The sequence below is a fragment of the Bacillus sp. B28 genome, from assembly GCF_029536185.1.
GTDB classification, from domain to species: Bacteria; Bacillota; Bacilli; order Bacillales; family Bacillaceae; genus Bacillus; species Bacillus halotolerans.
The window spans coordinates 1,596,858-1,614,772 of sequence record NZ_CP120511.1 but is presented as its reverse complement, the minus strand read 5'-3'; the positions used below and the strand labels follow the sequence as shown (position 1 = coordinate 1,614,772).

Annotated in this window: 19 protein-coding genes and 1 pseudogene; 4 read left to right on the top strand and 16 right to left on the bottom strand. The window is 43.2% G+C overall.

What is annotated here, in order from left to right:
* Nucleotides 1-162: 162 nt before the first annotated feature.
* From P3L57_RS08180 to P3L57_RS08150, 7 genes are all read right to left on the bottom strand, one after another.
* The gene (locus tag P3L57_RS08180) at nt 163-2,103 is read right to left on the bottom strand and encodes a stage V sporulation protein D (protein WP_044155982.1); all 1,941 of its coding nucleotides are present in this window, start codon (nt 2,101-2,103) and stop codon (nt 163-165) included.
* Nucleotides 2,104-2,228: 125 nt separating this feature from the next.
* Complete coding sequence (gene pbpB / locus P3L57_RS08175) at nt 2,229-4,373, bottom strand: penicillin-binding protein 2B (protein ID WP_069486500.1); 2,145 nt, start codon at nt 4,371-4,373, stop codon at nt 2,229-2,231.
* Nucleotides 4,374-4,378: 5 nt separating this feature from the next.
* On the bottom strand, nt 4,379-4,732 hold the full coding sequence (gene ftsL, locus P3L57_RS08170; RefSeq protein WP_059292828.1) for a cell division protein FtsL: 354 nt from the start codon (nt 4,730-4,732) through the stop codon (nt 4,379-4,381).
* 39 nt (nt 4,733-4,771) lie between these two features.
* Nucleotides 4,772-5,707 carry a 16S rRNA (cytosine(1402)-N(4))-methyltransferase RsmH gene (rsmH, locus tag P3L57_RS08165; protein ID WP_044155985.1) on the bottom strand — a complete coding sequence of 312 codons (936 nt, stop codon included), beginning with the start codon at nt 5,705-5,707 and terminating at the stop codon, nt 4,772-4,774.
* A gap of 68 nt (nt 5,708-5,775) precedes the next feature.
* Entirely contained in the window at nt 5,776-6,207 is a 432-nt protein-coding gene (gene mraZ, locus P3L57_RS08160; RefSeq protein ID WP_003221402.1) for a division/cell wall cluster transcriptional repressor MraZ, read from the bottom strand.
* Nucleotides 6,208-6,332: 125 nt separating this feature from the next.
* Nucleotides 6,333-7,952 (bottom strand): bacillithiol biosynthesis cysteine-adding enzyme BshC, encoded by a 1,620-nt coding sequence (bshC, locus tag P3L57_RS08155; protein WP_069486499.1) that lies wholly within the window; start codon nt 7,950-7,952, stop codon nt 6,333-6,335.
* 70 nt (nt 7,953-8,022) lie between these two features.
* Complete coding sequence (locus P3L57_RS08150) at nt 8,023-8,919, bottom strand: 2-dehydropantoate 2-reductase (RefSeq protein ID WP_069486498.1); 897 nt, start codon at nt 8,917-8,919, stop codon at nt 8,023-8,025.
* A 159-nt stretch (nt 8,920-9,078) separates the two neighbouring features.
* Between P3L57_RS08150 and P3L57_RS08145 the strand changes: the two genes are divergently transcribed.
* Nucleotides 9,079-9,561, top strand: coding sequence for an N-acetyltransferase (locus P3L57_RS08145; protein ID WP_044155988.1), 483 nt, complete (start codon nt 9,079-9,081; stop codon nt 9,559-9,561).
* A gap of 53 nt (nt 9,562-9,614) precedes the next feature.
* On the opposite strand, the gene gerR is transcribed toward P3L57_RS08145, so the two are convergent.
* From gerR to P3L57_RS08130, 3 genes are all read right to left on the bottom strand, one after another.
* Nucleotides 9,615-10,196: a sporulation-specific transcriptional regulator GerR gene (gene gerR / locus P3L57_RS08140; RefSeq protein ID WP_069486497.1), complete on the bottom strand. Its 582-nt coding sequence runs from the start codon at nt 10,194-10,196 to the stop codon at nt 9,615-9,617.
* Between the two features lie 144 nt (nt 10,197-10,340).
* Nucleotides 10,341-10,520, bottom strand: a complete 180-nt coding sequence (gene rpmF / locus P3L57_RS08135) for a 50S ribosomal protein L32 (protein WP_003154457.1) — start codon at nt 10,518-10,520, stop codon at nt 10,341-10,343.
* A gap of 21 nt (nt 10,521-10,541) precedes the next feature.
* The gene (locus tag P3L57_RS08130) at nt 10,542-11,060 is read right to left on the bottom strand and encodes a YceD family protein (protein ID WP_024121301.1); all 519 of its coding nucleotides are present in this window, start codon (nt 11,058-11,060) and stop codon (nt 10,542-10,544) included.
* Between the two features lie 27 nt (nt 11,061-11,087).
* Between P3L57_RS08130 and P3L57_RS08125 the strand changes: the two are divergent.
* Nucleotides 11,088-11,271, top strand: a pseudogene (locus P3L57_RS08125) (hypothetical protein).
* On the top strand, nt 11,268-12,515 hold the full coding sequence (locus P3L57_RS08120; RefSeq protein WP_059292832.1) for a nucleotidyltransferase: 1,248 nt from the start codon (nt 11,268-11,270) through the stop codon (nt 12,513-12,515). The pseudogene P3L57_RS08125 and the gene P3L57_RS08120 overlap by 4 nt, the downstream one beginning before the upstream one ends.
* 16 nt (nt 12,516-12,531) lie before the next feature.
* Here the strand turns inward: P3L57_RS08120 and ddcP are convergent, their stop codons facing one another.
* A complete protein-coding gene (gene ddcP / locus P3L57_RS08115; protein WP_044155992.1) occupies nt 12,532-13,557 on the bottom strand; it encodes a protease DdcP in 1,026 nt (341 codons plus the stop codon).
* A 4-nt stretch (nt 13,558-13,561) separates the two neighbouring features.
* Complete coding sequence (locus P3L57_RS08110; protein WP_044156759.1) at nt 13,562-14,341, bottom strand: patatin-like phospholipase family protein; 780 nt, start codon at nt 14,339-14,341, stop codon at nt 13,562-13,564.
* A 180-nt stretch (nt 14,342-14,521) separates the two neighbouring features.
* Here P3L57_RS08110 and ylbJ point away from each other — a divergent pair, with 180 nt between their 5' ends.
* Nucleotides 14,522-15,748 carry a sporulation integral membrane protein YlbJ gene (ylbJ, locus tag P3L57_RS08105; protein WP_044155993.1) on the top strand — a complete coding sequence of 409 codons (1,227 nt, stop codon included), beginning with the start codon at nt 14,522-14,524 and terminating at the stop codon, nt 15,746-15,748.
* 12 nt (nt 15,749-15,760) lie between these two features.
* Here the strand turns inward: ylbJ and coaD are convergent, their stop codons facing one another.
* From coaD to ricF, 4 genes are all read right to left on the bottom strand, one after another.
* A complete protein-coding gene (gene coaD, locus P3L57_RS08100) occupies nt 15,761-16,246 on the bottom strand; it encodes a pantetheine-phosphate adenylyltransferase (RefSeq protein ID WP_044155995.1) in 486 nt (161 codons plus the stop codon).
* A 1-nt stretch (nt 16,247) separates the two neighbouring features.
* On the bottom strand, nt 16,248-16,805 hold the full coding sequence (gene rsmD / locus P3L57_RS08095; RefSeq protein WP_024121294.1) for a 16S rRNA (guanine(966)-N(2))-methyltransferase RsmD: 558 nt from the start codon (nt 16,803-16,805) through the stop codon (nt 16,248-16,250).
* A gap of 323 nt (nt 16,806-17,128) precedes the next feature.
* Nucleotides 17,129-17,401, bottom strand: a complete 273-nt coding sequence (locus tag P3L57_RS08090) for a YlbG family protein (RefSeq protein ID WP_024121293.1) — start codon at nt 17,399-17,401, stop codon at nt 17,129-17,131.
* A gap of 54 nt (nt 17,402-17,455) precedes the next feature.
* A complete protein-coding gene (gene ricF / locus P3L57_RS08085; RefSeq protein ID WP_010334140.1) occupies nt 17,456-17,905 on the bottom strand; it encodes a regulatory iron-sulfur-containing complex subunit RicF in 450 nt (149 codons plus the stop codon).
* Nucleotides 17,906-17,915: the final 10 nt, after the last annotated feature.

Genomic DNA, 17,915 nt, shown 5'->3' with positions numbered 1-17,915 from the left:
CTCAACATTCTATTCGTTCTTTTTATCATTGAAGTCACATCAAATGATGTGATAATGACTTTTAAGCATACAGTTCATATTTTAGCGTAAAAAAAAGGATACATCCAGCTAATCTTGAAAGATATCAGCATTTTTCTGCAATAAAATAATAGGCAGCCCGAATTAATCGGCTGCCTCCTTTTCATCTTCTTCAGTCAAATAAACACGTATCTTAGAGCCCTCTTTTACTTTTGTTCCTGCAGCTGGTGATTGTTTGACGATTTTGCTTCCTTTTCCGGAAGCATCTATATTCAGATTCACCAAGAGTGACTCAAGATCTGAGACAGACATCCCTACAACATTCGGAACTTCTATTGTTTTTGTGTCGTTCCATTGGTATTTTTTTTCGATTTGATTTTTCCTAGGCTTAACACCAAGCTCCGGCAGGCTGTCTCTCATAATACTTCCCACAATAGGCGCTGCAACGGTTCCGCCAAACTGAATCGTGCCTTTCGGGTTATCCACCGCGACATAGACGACAAGACTCGGATCGTCCGCCGGAGCGAAACCGATAAATGATACAATGTGGTTGTTTTCGAGGTATTTTCCATCTTTAACCTTTTGTGCTGTTCCTGTTTTTCCGCCGACACGATAGCCTTCGACAAACGCATTGCGTCCGGTGCCTTCTGCAACGACGCTTTCTAAAGCATAGCGGATTTGTTTTGATGTTTCCTTAGAAATGACTTGTTTCTTGGCGATTGGCGATTGTTTTTTGACAGTTTTTTTGGTGACCGGATCAAGCCACTCTTTTGCTATATAAGGTGTGTAGAGCGTGCCGCCGTTAACAGCGGCAGAAACGGCTGCAACCTGCTGAATCGGCGTGACGGATACTCCCTGTCCGAAGGCGGTTGTCGCTTGCTCAACCGGGCCTACTCTGTCAAGCGGAAATAAAATCCCTGTTCCTTCCCCCTGCAGGTCAATCCCGGTTTTTTGGCCAAATCCAAAGCCTTTTATATATTTGAATAGCTTTTCTTTGCCCAATCTCTCGCCCAATTCAACGAAGCCGGGGTTACAGGAGTTTTGCACAACTTCAAGGTACGTTTGCAGCCCGTGGCCGCCCCTTTTCCAACAGCGCAGTCTTGCTCCGTCTACTTCTGCATGCCCTTTATCATAAAATTGGTCGCGTTTTAAGTTGACTTTTTGCTCCTCCAGAGCCGCCGCAAGTGTAATAATCTTAAAGGTAGAACCCGGCTCGTATGTGCTCCATACAGGGAGATTCCGATTGTAAACGGACGGGTCAACAGATTGGTAGTCAGCCGGATCAAAGTCAGGTCTGCTTGCCATTCCAAGTATTTCTCCGTTTTTCGGATTCATTGCGACTGCAATCATACCGTCTGGATGATATTTAGCTTCAGCATTATCAAGCTCTCGTTCCATTATGGTTTGCACCTTCGAATCCACAGTCAGCTTCATATCGAGTCCATCCTTAGGAGGCGTGTAGTCATCCGCTTCATCGGGCATTTTCTTCCCTTTGGCATCTGTATAAAACTTAACAGAGCCTTTTTCTCCTTTTAAATCATTATCATAATAGGCTTCAAGCCCAAGAAGTCCTTGGTTATCAATACCTGCAAACCCAAGCACATGAGATAAAAAGCTGCCGAACGGATAATGGCGGATACTATCCTCCGCTACATACACCCCTTTTAAATCGAGCGCTTTAATTTCTTTTGCCTTCTCATTTGAAATTTTTCTCCCTTCTGGCGTAATCTTTTCTATCGATGCTTTTTTCGTGACGTGCTTATATACTTTTTCTTCAGACATATTTAACACCGCAGCCAGCTGTTTGCTCGTTTTCAGCGGATTCTGGACTTGGCGCGGCACGACAAATACGGTCGGTGCACTTTTATTTGTGGCAAGCTTAACGCCGTTCCGATCAAGGATCTCTCCCCGTTCCGGCTCAAACGGCAGGTTCCGGCTCCAGGAATCCTTCGCCAAAGAAGTCAGTTTCTCCCCCATGACAAACTGAACATACCCCAGCCTTGTATCAATGATCAGAAATACGATCACTCCAAAAAGCAAAACAAATAATAAACGTTTTCTAACCGTTACATTCGAGACGCGCAAGGCACCGTTCACTCCTTATTTAGGCTTGTTTCATTTTATGCCTGCGTATGGACAGGTAGAACGGCGCTCCTCTTTGGAGATATAAAAAAAGAAAGCTTACCCGACGGGGTAAGCTTTCTTTCTATTTAATCAGGATTCTTAAACTTCACCTTAATCACAGTTCCGTCTTTTATTTCTTTGTCCTTCTTAACGCTTTGGCTCACAGCGTAACCTTGTCCGCTCACTTCAATATGAATTCCTGCCAAATCGCCGTATTGAAGAACCTCTCTTCTCGACCAGCCTGTCATATCAGGCATTTTGATTTTGCCGCCCGTTTTCAGGAAGACCTTCTGATTGGTCAAAACTTCCTCACCCGTTTTTGGATATTGCTCTTTTACCGCAATATCACTTCCGATCACAATCGGTGTGAGATTTTCGTCTTTTGCTTTCTTTTGAGCACCTGTTACAGTTTGATCTGTTAAGTCAGGCATCGCCTGCGCTTTCATTTCTTCCTTATTTGAATCAGACGTTTCAGTCGGTTCAATGTTCAGATAATGCAAACTGTTTTTCATTGTCGGATTGAAAATTTCAGAGACTGGATTAGAACCTGTTTCATCATTTTCTAATTGCGGCTGCTGCACTGCAACATAGATCAGCAGCTCAGGATCATCTTTAGGCGCCATTCCCATCACAGAAAATACGTAATTATCGCGTCCAGATAGATAACCGTTTTGTCCGGCAATTTGCGCTGTTCCGGTTTTAACAGCCACATCAAAACCTTCAATTTTATATGGCTGTCCAGTACCGATATCAGAGGTAACGACATCACCTAAAATATTACGAACCTTTTTAGCGGTATCCGCAGAAATTGGGGTACCGGCGGACTGAGGTTTATTTTGATAAATGGTTTTTTTCTTATCAGGATCAACAATATGATCTATGACATAGGGTTTCATCATTTTACCGTCATTTGCTATTGCAGTTGCAGCCTGCAGCTGTTGAATTGGTGTAACAGCAGAGGCTTGGCCATATGCAGTCGATGCTTTGTCAAATTCATATTTAAAATTCATTTTACTTGATACTTCACCTGGCAAGTCAATACCTGTTTTTTGATAGAAATTGAACTTATGAAGATACTCATTAAACCGGGAATAGCCCAATTTTTCATTAGCCAGTTTGGCAAAAGCAACATTTGAAGACCTTACAACACCGTCATGATATGTTGTTGGCCCCCACCCTACACCATCATTGTGGTCCCTTACAGGTTCTCCCCCAACTATATATGTTCCGGACTTGTACTTTTCATTGCCGTTATACACATTCTCCTGTATCGCAGCTGCAAGTGTAAAGATTTTCATTGTCGACCCGGGCTCATACGCATATGAAATCAAATCGTTATAATAATTCGTCACATCGCGCGTATTCGGGTCAAAGCTTGGACGCTGCCCCATGGCTAGCACTTTGCCCGTCTTCGGATCAACAACTGCGGCCATGATTTTTTTCGGTTTATACTTTTCCGCCACTTTTGTCATACTGTCTTCTAAAAAGGTTTGAATTTTCTGGTCAATGGTTAAATATACATTGTCACCATTTTTTGGCGCTGTAATTTTATTTTTGCTGTTCGGGAGCTCCCAGCCGGATTTGTCACTTTCATATGTTACGTATCCGTCCCGCTCCTTCAAATACTGATCCAGCACTTTTTCTAAGCCCATCGCGCCCGTAATTTCATTTGTTTTTTGGTCAACCTCGGCATAGCCGATTAAGTTGGACGCAAATATGCCGTTCGGATAGTACCGCTTTGTATCACGCAAAAATGAAATTCCCGGAAGTTTAAGCTTTTCGATTTTCTGTTTTTGGGAATAGGTAATATCCCGGCCTGCTGATCCGAACTCAACTTGTTTTGCACCCTTCTTATTTAAGAGATCAAGGATTTCAGCCTTGTCCAAATCTATCACATTAGACAGTTCTTCCGCTGTTTTTTCCTTGTTCTGGACATGCTGCGGATGCTTTTTGTCAGTTGTCATTTTTTCATCAAGAACAGCGATCAGCTTATACGTAGCTGTATCCTCAGCAATCACTTTTCCATTTCTGTCTAAAATGGAGCCCCGGCTCGCTTCGATTGTCCGTTTCTTTTCATGCTGCTCTGTCGCTTTTGTCGCAAGTACTTCACCGTCGGCTTTTCCGGTTATTTGAATATATGCCATTCTCCCAAGGATGACAAAGAAAAAGAGAGCGAAACAAATACTTAGAATCGCCGCTCCTCTGTTCATAAATTTATTCTTTTTTGGCATTTGAATCATTCCTGTATGTTTTTCACTTTTTTATCTTTTAAATTCAAGCCGTTCTTTTTCGCAATATCCATAATGCGCTGCGGCTTACTTAAATCAGCAACGCTTTTTTCGAGGTCACCAATCTGCTTGTTTTCGGAAGAAATTTGCTCCTCAAGCTTTTGCACCTCTATATTTGTTTGGTAAGCCGCATATGCCTTCGATACGATCAAAAGCGATACGCTCAGCACTGCCGCAGCGAAGAGGACGAGAAGCACCTTTTCTCCGAGTGTAATGGAAGCCCTTTTCTTGACAATCATTTTTTTCTCAGGACTGATCGCATGCCGTTGCTGTTTCTCTGGTTGATAAGCTAAATTGCTCATAGGCTGATGACCTCCTTTTAAGTTTGCGTTCGCGTATTGTTATTTTCTTTTTTCAGCAATTCGAAGCTTCGCAGAACGAGCACGATTGTTTTCTGCCAACTCTTCTTCAGATGCCGTGATCGGTTTTCTTGTGATAAGCTTGAGCTCCGGTTCAAACTCTTCCGGTATAACAGGAAGACCCGGAGGAAGTTCCGGAAGTGACGACTTCTCTTTAAACGTAGATTTACAAATTCTGTCCTCAAGTGAGTGGAAGGTAATCACTGATACCCTGCCCCCCGGCTTTAACACGTCAATCGCTTGCTCCAAAGCCTCTTCAAAAACCTTCAGTTCATCGTTCACAGCAATTCTGATTGCCTGAAACACGCGTTTTGCGGGATGTCCTCCGCTCCTTCTGGCCGGAGCGGGAATCGCGTCTTTTATTAGATCGACCAGTTGGCCCGTAGTTTGAATAGGAGATTTGCTTCTTGCCTCCTCAATTTTTCTGGCGATCTGTTTGCTGAACTTCTCTTCACCGTATTTAAAGAAAATACGGACAAGATCCTCATAGCGCCACTCATTTACGACCTCTTTCGCCGTAAGCGTGGCCGACTGGTCCATCCTCATGTCCAAAGGTGCGTCATGATGGTAACTGAATCCTCTTTCCGGTGTATCCAGCTGCGGGGAAGACACCCCTAAATCAAATAAAATACCGTCTACTTCAGTAATGCCGTGTTCATGTAAACATTCTTTTAAATACCTAAAGTTGCTTTTAATCAGAATAAGCTGTCCTTGATAATCGGACAACGCTTCTTCTGCATGCTGTAATGCCGTGTCATCTTGGTCAAAAGCGATTAAACGCCCTTTCTCTGATAACTGCTGTAATAAATATGTACTGTGCCCAGCTCCGCCGAGTGTGCAGTCTACATATGTACCGTCCGGTTTTATATTTAGGCCGTCAACGGTTTCACGAAGAAGTACTGTCTTGTGTTGAAACATTTGTGTTGGTCCCACCTTTTATCAGGATGAATTGAAATTGTTTTTAGAGTGTTATACACGAAGATTCATTATATATCAAACCCAATCATGTTTTCAGCAATTTCAGCGAATGAATCTTCTTGCTCTTCTGTGTATTGTTCCCAAATTACTTTACTCCACAATTCAATTCGATTCGAAACCCCGATAACAACACATTCTTTTTCCAGTTTAGCGTAATTCAATAGAGATGATGCGATATTCACCCTGCCCTGCTTGTCCAGTTCGCATTCTGTCGCACCTGAAAAGAAAAAACGGGTAAATGCGCGGGCATCTTTTTTTGTGAGAGGAAGAGCTTTTAATTTTTCTTCAATCTGTTTCCACTCGTGCATAGGGTAACCGAAGAGACATTGATCAAGTCCTCTTGTCAGCACAAACTGCTCACCGAGGCCTTCTCTGAATTTAGCGGGTACGATCATGCGGCCTTTCGCATCGATTGTATGCTGGTATTCACCCATAAACATGATCTTTTGCCCCACTTTCTCTCCTTAACTCACCACTATCCACCACTTCTCTCCACAACTTCATTTTACACTGTTTATACATAAAAAAAAACCCTGAACTATTCAGGGTTCTTTAAAACTTTATTTCAAAGTTTGACAACTTGATGTTGATTTTGAAAAGAAAATGGCAGATTCTTGAATGATGTGAAGAATTTTGGACCGTACCTGTTTAAATAATACATGATATTCCAAATTCGCTCTTGCGGTGCGAGCAATGGTTTAATGCTATTTTGGATTCTCTCATAATCCCTTAAGACATAGCCTTCTTTTTCTTCAATTCGTTTTGTCACTGTACGCTCTAAAAACTGAAGCTGATCCTGAATAAACGCCGCGTTCTTCAGGAGCAAAGGCTCCATGCTCCGATCAACCTTAAGCGCCTCCTGCCGGACGGTTTTATGAATCGCTTCAATCTGGTTTTTCGCTTGCTCAATCACCGCGGTAAACTCTTCCGGAATCTGGTGTTCAAAGTATTTTTCTTTTTGGTTTTCCGTCCCGCCTTCTATCGCCTCTTGTAATGATATCTTTCGTTCAGCCAGTTTTTTCTCAATATGGCGCTCGACTATCGTGATGTTCAGCCTCGGCATAACAGGAGGCATTTTAAAGCCCATCACTGCAAAAGCCTGTTTAAGCTCACCCCAATAGTTGATTTCACCGGGGCCCGCGATAAATGCCAAGGTAGGAATCAAAAATTCCTGCATTAACGGTCTCGTTACAACATTATTGCTGAAGCGTTCAGGTTGTTCTTCTATATGCGTATAAAGTTCATCCATCGACCATGCCAGATCAAGCTCCTTAATCACAAAGCGGCCGTTGTCCTTCTCAATTAAAAAGCGTTCCTCTTCATATTCATAAAACAGATGTGCCTGCTCTTTTCCAGACTCGATAATCGGCTTGTAGCCCGCTTCGCGCATGAAGTCCTGCTGTTTAGAAACAGCGTGTGCAAGTTCATCATTGTCACGGAGGATCTTTTGGAACATGGCGGTTTCCAGCTTTTTAATTCCCGGGTCTCCGGAATTTAACAATACTAAGCCTTCCTCTTGAAACAGATCCGCAATCAGCTGTTCAAAGAAATCAGTAAACGTAACAGATTCCCTTAAACATCGTTTCACATGTTCTAGAAGTGTGTTCGTATGGTCTGTTTCTTCAAAAGCCGCAAACACATCGTCTATCCATGCGGCGCATTTGTCTTGGTCAAGCGGTGTGTTGGCGGCAGATGACTTTTTCCAGTAAGACTGCGGAAGCTTTTTTTTCACCGGACCGCTTTCTTCTAACGTGTGGACAAAATTAATTTCATCCAAATCATGGTCTTCTCCGGCAACCCAAAAGATCGGTACAACAGGCACTTGCAGCTGTTCTTCCTTTTCCTTTGCTAAAACAATAATTGAGATGATTTTATGTATAGTGTAAAGCGGTCCTGTTAAAAGCCCTGCCTGCTGTCCGCCGACAACAGCAACACTTGACGGATCCTTCAGCTTCTCAATAGAATGCTGCATGGCGCTTGAGCCGAATTTGTTGTGATAAGAGGATAAATAGGCTGTCAATTCCTCTCTTGCGAAAACCCGCGAGGATAAATCTTTCAGTCTTTCTTGCCACATATCCTTATGATGAATGCTGTAATCAAAAAAAGAAGACATTTCTTCTTTACCATCTATATAGTGCTGTACAAACACATTCTGATTTTTGATGGAAAGTTCAGTTAGCTGCATCTTCTAGAACTTCCTTTCTCCAATAAATAGTTAGTTATCCGAAATGAGTATAGCATGTTACCAGAAAAGCTCAAAAGACTTTGTTTGGGTTTCGCTCCAAAGCTTTGATGCTGCCATGTAAAAACGCAAGGTGAACAGCGTCGCAGCCTTGAAGCTGTGCTTCTTTCAGCAAATATCCGAGGATGGCGTCAGCCTCCGTCTGCCGTGCGGCGGTCACATCGACCAGCATGGAAGAGCGATTGTCTTTCGTTTGCTCACAAACTGCACGCACACGCTCCCAGGCCGCCTCTTCATCTTCCAGCCGCAAAATGCTGCACGCTTCTTGAAAAACGAGCTTCATATAAGAAAAATAAGCAGGCACAGTCAACAGCTCTCCATTTTTCACACGCAGCAGCGCAGTTAACGGATTGATGCAGGCGTTTACGATCAGCTTGCCCGTCAGCAGTCGATACCAATCCATCTCATAGCGAATTGGGAATTCAGAATGGTTATGCTGGAGCACCGCGTTCAGCCGATCTGGTTCAGCATGCTTGAATGCGCTCCATTTTATCGCACCAATACCTGTATGTTCAACTGCTGTATCCGATTTCCTTACAGCTCCGTGCTCAACAACCCCAACATAAACAGAATGGTCAGCACCCCAGTCTTTAAGGCCGTGAATATGGCCCATACCGTTTTGCAAAAATAAAATATTTGTTTTTTTGATTCGTTCAAGCATCGGGAAAACAGTCCGAAGCTGATGCTGTTTCACTGTCACGACAAGAAGGTCAAAACATGAATCAATAGCTGTGCCCGCGCTGCAATGAGCATTGAACGCTTTTCCGGCTTTATAAAGCTGAATCCCTTCCGATTGAATCGCTGCGGCCTGTTCATCCCGCCTTGTCAAAACAGTCACCTCATGATCCAAAGATAAATAATAGGCACATAAAAGACCGACGGAGCCCCCGCCGATAATTCCAATTTTCATGATGTCACACCCAATTTAACATTTACGTATTATCATAGCAGAAGTATGAAAAAAATACTTCACAGAGATTTCAAAACCTTAAATTAAAGTTTAAATATTTGGATTTTTTAAATAAAGCGTTTACAATATATGTAGAGAACAACAAAGGGGGAGATTAATTTGATTAAAGTAGAACGTCTGCTCGTCAACTATAAAACGCTTGAAGAATTCAAGAAATTCAAAGAATACGGTATACAAGAGCTCTCAATGCTTGAAGATCTTCAAGAAAATATCATTGAAAATAACAGCACTTCGCCTTTTTATGGGATTTATTTCGGGGATAAACTGGTAGCGCGAATGAGTCTGTATCAAGTCAATGGCAAATCAAATCCTTACTTCGACCAACACCAGGATTACTTAGAGCTTTGGAAGCTTGAGGTCCTTCCAGGTTATCAAAACAGGGGCTACGGTACAGCATTGGTTGAATTCGCCAAATCATTCAGAATGCCGATTCGAACAAATTCTCGGATTAAATCAGCAGAGTTTTTTAGTAAAATGAACTTTGAACCAGTCAAATATGACATGGCGCGGGACAAAGGGGAAAACCCGCTCATCTGGCATCCGGATATGGATGGCGAAATGACACCGGGTGAATCAGCATAGAAATGAAACAACCGGCCTTTGATGACTCTAGGGCCGGTTCATTTGAGGGTTCATTACGTTTCTTGAGCTGTTTTTTTCAGTCTCCCGTCTTCCTTCGAAACAACCATTTTTCTGGCTCGATCCATAATATCGATCAGTGCCTTATAGTCCTCTTCTGTCATCTCCAGCTGGTTTCTCAATGTTTGGTTTTCACTCCGTAAATCCTCAAGTTCTTTTTGCAGCGACTGAATTTGCTCCTTCATTTTTTCCTTTTCAACGTGGAATTCTTGCGCGGACGGCGCTTCTTTAAACTGCTCGAGAAACTCAATCACATCCTGAATGGACAAATCTCTTTTCCCCTCTGAAGCTGCCGGGGCAGCCTGCTTGACGGAATGCGGCATATTGACGGAATGAACCCCAATTTGTTTTCTTAGTTCTTTCCGCTGTTTTTTTGCCAGTTCTATGCCTGATTGGTATTGCTTTCTCACATAAGAGTTCCACCTGAATCCGCAGGCAGCGGCTGTTCTGGTCAGTGCCCTTCCGACCTCCTCAAAGGCAGAAAGCTGTGTTCCGCCCTCGCGAATATGACGAAGCACAACTTCTGCCAGCAGCAAATCCTCATCCTGTGTCCAAGCATCTTGTCTTGTAATGGTCAAATCAATCTCCCTCCATGTCAGCTTATTTATCTCATACATATGCCGGTAATAGATTAGATAGACTATTTGCACTCACAAATTTTCTGCAAGCTGACAGGAAGAAAAAAAGAAAAAGCGCAGGGTTTTCACCCTGCGCTTTTCTTATTAGTTACTTTTTACATTTATGTCTTTGCCGTTGTATGATCCGCATGCTTTGCATACACGGTGAGACAATTTCATCTCTCCGCATGACGGACATTCTGTCATACCAGGTACATTAAGTTTGAAATGTGTACGGCGCAATCTTTTTTTCATTTTAGAAGTTCTTCTAAAAGGTACAGCCATTATTCCCACCTCCTTAAAGAGTTAAGATTCATCATCTTGTTTTAAGAGCTTTTCAAGGGCTGCAAGTCTCGGATCGACTTTGTTCTTCTTGTCTTCCTCTGAAATGACTTGCCAGTCCTTTCCTTCTTGAGGAGCAGCTCCTTTTTCTTGTTCAGATTCACAAAAGATTTGCATAGGGATTTCTAAAAGAATTTCTTCTTTCACGATCGGAGTTAAGTCGATAGTATCGTCCTCAACAGTGTGAACGTCATCATCTTCTATATCATCCGTCTGATGAAATATAAACAGTTCTTTTGTCGAAATTGTAAATGGATACGGAACATCAACGAGTGTTCTTGAGCATGGCAAAATCATTTCGCCTGAGATCGTAAAATCAAACGAAACCTGCTTAGATTTGATATCCGCTCTGCCTTTCACCCTTACAGGAGAAATGCGGCGAATGTCAGAATTCAGCTTTGTCAGCTCATGTAACTCAACTGTCTCATCAAACTCAAAACTCGGTTTTTTCATTTGATGCAACTGATAAATCGTCCATTTCATTTGTATCACCTCAGGAAAGCAACAAACATGATTATAGCTTTTAAGAATGTTTTTGTCAATATTTTTTCTTTACAGCATAATGCTGCCAGCCAAGCATCGTTGACAGCTGAATATACTATGCATACACTTAAATCAAAAAAGACGTAAGAGTTTTCAATTGCAAATGTACCATACGTTTTTAAACATAGCAAGAAAGGCGGAAAAAATATGAAAGCTGTCGGATTGGTGGTTGAGTATAATCCCTTTCATAACGGACATCTTTATCATGCCCAAACAGCCAAGCGGCAAACCGGATGTGACACGGCTGTTGCGGTGATGAGCGGACATTTTCTGCAGCGCGGGGAGCCTGCTGTTGTATCCAAATGGGCCCGCACAAAAATGGCGCTTCAAAGCGGGGTCGACCTCGTAATCGAACTGCCTTATCTTTACGCGGTGCAAAAAGCGGAGATTTTTGCACACGGCAGCGTCTCCACTTTGAACAAACTGGGATGCGAGGCACTGTTTTTCGGGAGTGAGAACGGACAAATTGAGCCGTTTTTAGAAACCGCAAAGGTAATGGATGAGCATAAAGATTCGTTTGATCAATGTATCAAAGAAGAGCTTAAAAAGGGTGCCAGTTATCCATCAGCTGCTGCTATCGCCTTCAAATCGATTTTACATACAGAAAACGGACTTGATATGTCGAAGCCGAACAATATTTTGGGGTACCATTATGTGAAATCGATTCTTTCCGGCGGATATGAAATGAAACCCTATACGACATCGAGAATCTCCTCGGATTATCATGATGCCGACCTTCCTGATGAAGACAGCCATATCGCCAGCGCAACCAGCATCAGAAAAGCCCTGATTGAAAAGTCTTTTGAAGACTGCGTTACGTTTCTTCCCGCAGCAGCTGCACGGGAATTAGCGAATTACCGCAAGTCTTTCGGGCTGTGGCATACACCAGAAAGCTATTTTTCTTACTTGAAATATAGTCTTTCGACTCTCACAGCCTTAGAATTACAGCACATATACGAGGTTGAGGAAGGGCTGGAGAACAGAATCCTCCGTTCAATCAGAAAAGCCAGCTCCTATCAGGAATTTATGGAGTTTCTGAAAACAAAGCGATATACGTGGACGAGGCTTCAGCGGATGAGTACACACATTTTAACGAGAACGAAAAAACAGGAGATTCACCGGCTGCTCAATGTCGAGGAGGTGCCTTATATCAGACTACTTGGGATGACGAAAAAAGGACAGGCCTTTTTATCAGAAAAGAAAAAGGAGCTGTCCGTTCCGCTTGTCAGCAAGCTGGCCTCCTTTTCCCACCCCGCTCTCGATCTGGATATTAAAGCAAGCAGAATCTACAGCCTTGCGATTGAAGAGCCCCTTAGAACCGAGTTTGATTTACAAGAATACGGACATGCCCCAATACGATATGACGAGGATGAACACCGTTTTTTGAGCATATAAAAAAAGCACCTGGATATCAGGTGCTTTTCGCTTTCAGCTTATTCAAATAATCAATCGCATCCTGCATCGTATCAACAGGCACGATCTTCATGTCCGAATCAATGTCTTTCGCTGTTTTTACTGCATTTTTGTAATCTGAATTGCTTGCGCCGTTTTGATTCGGAGCAAAGAAAATGTCTTTGCCGGCTTTGTCTGCGGCGACGACTTTTTGATCAATGCCGCCGATCGGGCCTACTTTTCCGTCAACATCAATGGTACCGGTTCCCGCAATATCGTAGCCTTTTGTTTCGTCTGGTTTTGTCAGCTGATTATAGATTTCAAGCGACATCATTAATCCCGCTGACGGGCCGCCGATATTTTCGATTTCGAAATCAATATCAGGCTTTACCTTGACGTTTCTGTCCGTATACAGCGAAACTCCTATTCCGGCACGGCCAGGCTCATCAGGAAATTGTTTTAACGCAAGGGTGACCGTCTTTTCTTTTTCTTCTCTTTCGATTTTTAACTTTACTTTATCCCCGGCTTTTTTGCTGCTGATATAATCGATCAGCTTTTCAGCAGACTGATAGTTTTTTCCGTCCGCGCTGATGATTTTATCGCCGACTTCTATTTTCCCTTTCGCCGGCATGTTTTCGACAACTGAGCTTGCGTAGATGCCGTTAAAGGAATAGCTTACTTTTTTTCCTGCCTTTTGATATGCGGCGATGACGGCATTTTCCTGTGAGCTTTTCATCATTTGCAGCTGCCGTTTCATATATTCCTTATCTGATTCGCCTTCTTCCTTGATGCTTTCATCAGGAACAATTTCATAATAGGGGTGCATTTTAGCCCATGCGTATGTAAATGGATTAGCCGGTCCCACTTTGACAGTCATTAAGGACAGACTCCCTGTTTCCGAGTAGCCCCCCTCCACTTTTATCAGTGAGCCGAGCTCTGTCGCTTCTCCCGGTTTTGTAATATAGTATGGCAGTTTTATAAATGATACAACGGCAATCAGTATGAGGATGACAAGCATCCAGCTGAAATGTTTTTTACGTAGCAAGTTATTAGCCCTCCCAATTCTCTATTTCTTTTTTTATCTGGCTGATCATTCGGTTTGTTGCCTCCTCGCCTGCCGATATCATTTCATCAATATTGGCAAACGAGCTGGAGCTGTATGTTTCAAGAGAAGGGCGAATCATGATATCAGCGGCAATCGTTTGATGTCGCACCAATTCATTTTGGAGTATATCCATACTTTGCATGATTACATCAAAAATATGCGCCGCCTTTTCGGTTTTCCGAACCCTGGAGACATCTGAAGCGATGATAATGTCAGCCCCCATATCTTTTACAACAGAAACCGGAATACGGTCGACCACCGCGCCGTCTACGAGAAGCCGTCCGTCCAGCTTCTGCGGAATAAAAATGCCTGGTATGCTGATGCTTGCCCGAACCGCATCTGACACTGATCCTTTGCGGAAAACAATCTTTTCTCCTGTCTGCAGATCACACGCGACAATTCCAAGAGGGATTTTGAGTTCCTCAATCGGTTTGCCGAATGTATAAGCATGCACGAGCTGCCTGACACGGTCACCTCTCAAAAAACCGAGTTTCGGTACCGTATAATCAGCATAGATCCGCCGTTTGAAAGCCTTGGCGACTTTTTTCATCGTTTCCACGTCATGCCCCGCGGCATAGAAGCTGCCGACCAAAGCGCCCATACTGCTCCCCGCAATCATATCCACATCAATTTGGTGCTTATGTAAACTGGAAAGCACGCCGAGATGAGCAAGTCCTCTGGCGCCTCCCGATCCTAACGCTAACCCGATTTTAGGTTTGGCCAACATGTTAACCTCCTGCCCGAATTCCCTGTATACGGAATTCTATGGTCTAAACTGAACCCCTATGCTCGTATATTAGTACAAAGGGTCAAGAGGACAGGTACTGCTTGGCCGTTTCGAGTCATACCATATTTTATCATGATATACATGTCATTGTGCATTTTTAGCGTCGGGGAGGTAAGAATGAACTTGTCGAAGATTCATACACTTTTGATTGCTGCGTTTTTTATTTTTTTAACAGCGACTGTCATCTCACATCCGCAGGCCTCATTCGAAGCCTCTAAAACCGGGCTGTCCATGTGGTGGGAGGTCGTATTTCCGTCTTTGCTGCCGTTTTTCATACTGTCTGAGCTATTAATCGGCTTTGGTATTGTAAGGTTTGTCGGTGTTCTGCTTGAGCCTTTTATGCGCCCTATTTTCCGCGTGCCGGGTGTCGGCGGCTTCGTTCTGGCCATGGGCATGGCATCAGGGAACCCCGCGGGCGCAAAACTGACGGCAAGGCTGCGGCAGGAAAAACAGATTTCAAGAGTAGAAGCGGAACGGCTTGCTTCCTTCACCAATTCATCCAACCCGCTCTTTATTTTTGGAGCTGTCGCCGTCGGCTTTTTTCAGAATGCGTCATTAGGTATTTTATTAGCATCTGCACACTATTTGGGTAATTTGGCTGTCGGTTTAACGATGCGCTCCTACGGGCGTAAAGAAGAGCGCCAGCTCATGAGAAATAAAACCATATCTTTGCCTTCTATCAAAGATGCTTTACATGCGCTTCACACCGCAAGGCTTGCGGAAAAACGGCCTTTAGGAAAAATTTTGGGCGACGCTGTAACCTCATCCGTTCAAACGCTTCTAATGGTAGGCGGCTTTATTATTTTGTTTTCTGTCTTTAATCGTTTGTTATCCGTCGTACAGCTGACCGATATTCTCTCTATTGTTACAAAAGGCGCACTGACCTTGTTTCAGCTTCCCGCTCAATTGGACATTCCTCTATTATCAGGAATGTTTGAAATCACATTAGGAAGCAAGCTTGTCAGCGAGACAGATGTCTCCCTTTTGCAAAAAGCTGTTGTTGTCAGCTTTATCCTCGGATTCAGCGGCTTTTCCGTTCAGGCTCAGGTGGCAGGCATTTTATCAGAGACGGACATCAGATTTAAACCATTCTTTATTGCGCGTGTGCTGCAAGGCATTTATGCCGCCGTTTTTGTCATTCTGTTATGGAAACCTCTTTACACCGCGTGGAATGACCATGATCAGTACGTTTTTAAATCTCTTGATACAGGTGAGCTGCCGACAGCTCTTATCAGCGGATGGAATCTGCTTGTGGAGATTGGCCCTGCTGTCACGTTATGTGCACTGTTTACGTACATTTTCATTTTTTCTTACAGACTGACAAACGGTACAAAAAAAGGATGAGCTTAAAAACACTCATCCTTGCCTGAATTTTTTCTGAAGCGCCTTCTCGACTTCCGGCGGTACAAATTCTGACACCGCACCTTTATACTTTGCCACTTCTTTTACTATGCTTGAGCTTAAGAAAGAATATTGGTTATTTGTCATCATAAAAAAGGTTTCAATTGATTCATCAAGCACACGGTTTACGGATGTTCCCTGCATCTCGTACTCAAAATCAGACACCGCTCTCAAGCCTCTTAAAATGGCTTTTGCATTTTTTCTTTTTGCATAATCAATTAACAGCCCTTGTGACGTTTCAACTGTTATGTTCGGAATGTCTTTTGTCACTTCTCTCAAAAGCTCACAGCGTTCTTCTACACTGAATAACGGCTTTTTTGAAGAATTGTTCAACACACACACATACACTTGATCAAATATATTAGCCCCCCGTTTAATGATATCCAGATGCCCGTAGGTCACCGGATCAAAACTGCCGGGACAGACAGCTATACTCGTCACATCACAACCCCCTCTTTTTATAGATCGCCACTCCTGTCAGGCCGTAGGTTTCTTTTCTTGTTATCACTAGATCACCTACTGCTTCGGGAAGCTCGACGTCTTTGTCATGCTCTGCGACGATAAAGCCGCCATCCTCCAGCATTTGTTGTTCGTCTATCACACTTAAGAGCGCCTTCAGTTTTTGTTCCTTATACGGAGGATCAAGAAAAATCCCGTGAAAGCCCGCTTCTCTTTTCGCAGCTGCGTGCAAAGCACGTTCCGCATCATTACGGTACACATCTGCATATGCTGTAAGCTCTAATGTTTTCAAGTTCGATTTCACCGTTTGAATCGCTTTAAAATCACGGTCAACAAATACACAATGGTCAAACCCTCTTGAAAGCGCTTCAATACCAAGACCTCCGCTTCCTGCGAATAAGTCAAGCCCCCTGCCCCCATCAAAATAAGGGCCAATCATATTGAAAATGGATTCCTTCACTTTATCGGTTGTCGGTCTCGTTGATGTTCCCGGCACTGCCTTAAGTGAACGGCCTTTTTTTGATCCAGAAATTACTCTCATGTTCCACACCACTTTTTCTAAAAGCTATTTTGTTTCCTTGTTCGGCCGGACGCCGTTATGTATAAGAAAAAAACCAATCCTATCTTATCATAAAGCATTCTTTCAAACAATGAGCGCTAATCTTCATATACAAGTGTATAAGCGGAATGATCATTGTCCATACTATAAGCAACAGCATCCAGAGGATGTTGTTGCCAACCGCGGAGAAGACTTACGTTTCCCCATAAGTTCTTCCTCCGGTTTCTCCTCTCCCTTTGCCTTCTCCTTAACTTGTTAAGGAATAGAAGGACCCCGCAGAAACCTGCGGGGATTTTTTTATACAGCTATATTCCGATTTTATAATCATATTCCTTTGCTTTATCAAGCTTTGACTCAAATTCCAATTTTAAAAACGGTTTATATGAAGGCTCAACTTTCTTAACAAAAGAATAAGATGAGATCTTGTCCATTGTTTTTTCAATTTGGCCCATATCACAATACAGCACGACATATTTTAAGCGTTTTGACACATAATGCACATTTCCGAACTTTCTCAGCATTTTGCTTTGCTTTAAAGAATGAAGATACACAATCATGCCTTGGCGTCTATTCTCCAATACATTCACCTGCCTGATTTCTCTTATATGTAAAAGACGAGACGGCCAGTCTCGTCATGACACTTTGCATCCGCAGCCGCCGCCTGATCCGCAGCCGCCTCCGCATGAAGACAAACCGTCAAAATAAGGATTCCCAGTCGGAACTTTAATATGCTCTGATACAGCTGTCCCAATTTCAACGCTGATTTCATCAAGAATAGACTGCAGTTCCGTCTCCGCTTTTTTGAAGTCGGCCACCTTATCGTTCAGGTCGAGCTCCCGTTTGATCTCCCTCATTTTCCGGGATATTTCTCTATAGTCAGGATGATATTTGCCAAAACGCTGCACATCCTCATATTGCTCTTTTATTTTGATAAAAGAACGAATAATCCGCCCTGCCTCTTCATCTTCCTGGAGACGCTTGTAACAATTGCGGTAGTTCTCAGCCGTCTCCGACTGCAGAATCATCTCGGCAAGCTGCTGAGCTTCACTTTGAAGCCGCACGGATTCCATCGTCGCATACATAGCACGCACC

Coding starts and splice junctions, on each gene's coding strand:
- ricF (WP_010334140.1), bottom strand. CDS start 17,905: ATGTATGCGACGATGGAATCCGTGCGGCTTCAAAGTGAAGCTCAGCAG.
- P3L57_RS08150 (WP_069486498.1), bottom strand. CDS start 8,919: ATGAAAATTGGAATTATCGGCGGGGGCTCCGTCGGTCTTTTATGTGCC.
- pbpB (WP_069486500.1), bottom strand. CDS start 4,373: ATGCCAAAAAAGAATAAATTTATGAACAGAGGAGCGGCGATTCTAAGT.
- mraZ (WP_003221402.1), bottom strand. CDS start 6,207: ATGTTTATGGGTGAATACCAGCATACAATCGATGCGAAAGGCCGCATG.
- P3L57_RS08130 (WP_024121301.1), bottom strand. CDS start 11,060: ATGAAATGGACGATTTATCAGTTGCATCAAATGAAAAAACCGAGTTTT.
- ftsL (WP_059292828.1), bottom strand. CDS start 4,732: ATGAGCAATTTAGCTTATCAACCAGAGAAACAGCAACGGCATGCGATC.
- bshC (WP_069486499.1), bottom strand. CDS start 7,952: ATGCAGCTAACTGAACTTTCCATCAAAAATCAGAATGTGTTTGTACAG.
- P3L57_RS08120 (WP_059292832.1), top strand. CDS start 11,268: ATGAAAGCTGTCGGATTGGTGGTTGAGTATAATCCCTTTCATAACGGA.
- ylbJ (WP_044155993.1), top strand. CDS start 14,522: ATGAACTTGTCGAAGATTCATACACTTTTGATTGCTGCGTTTTTTATT.
- rsmD (WP_024121294.1), bottom strand. CDS start 16,805: ATGAGAGTAATTTCTGGATCAAAAAAAGGCCGTTCACTTAAGGCAGTG.
- rsmH (WP_044155985.1), bottom strand. CDS start 5,707: ATGTTTCAACACAAGACAGTACTTCTTCGTGAAACCGTTGACGGCCTA.
- rpmF (WP_003154457.1), bottom strand. CDS start 10,520: ATGGCTGTACCTTTTAGAAGAACTTCTAAAATGAAAAAAAGATTGCGC.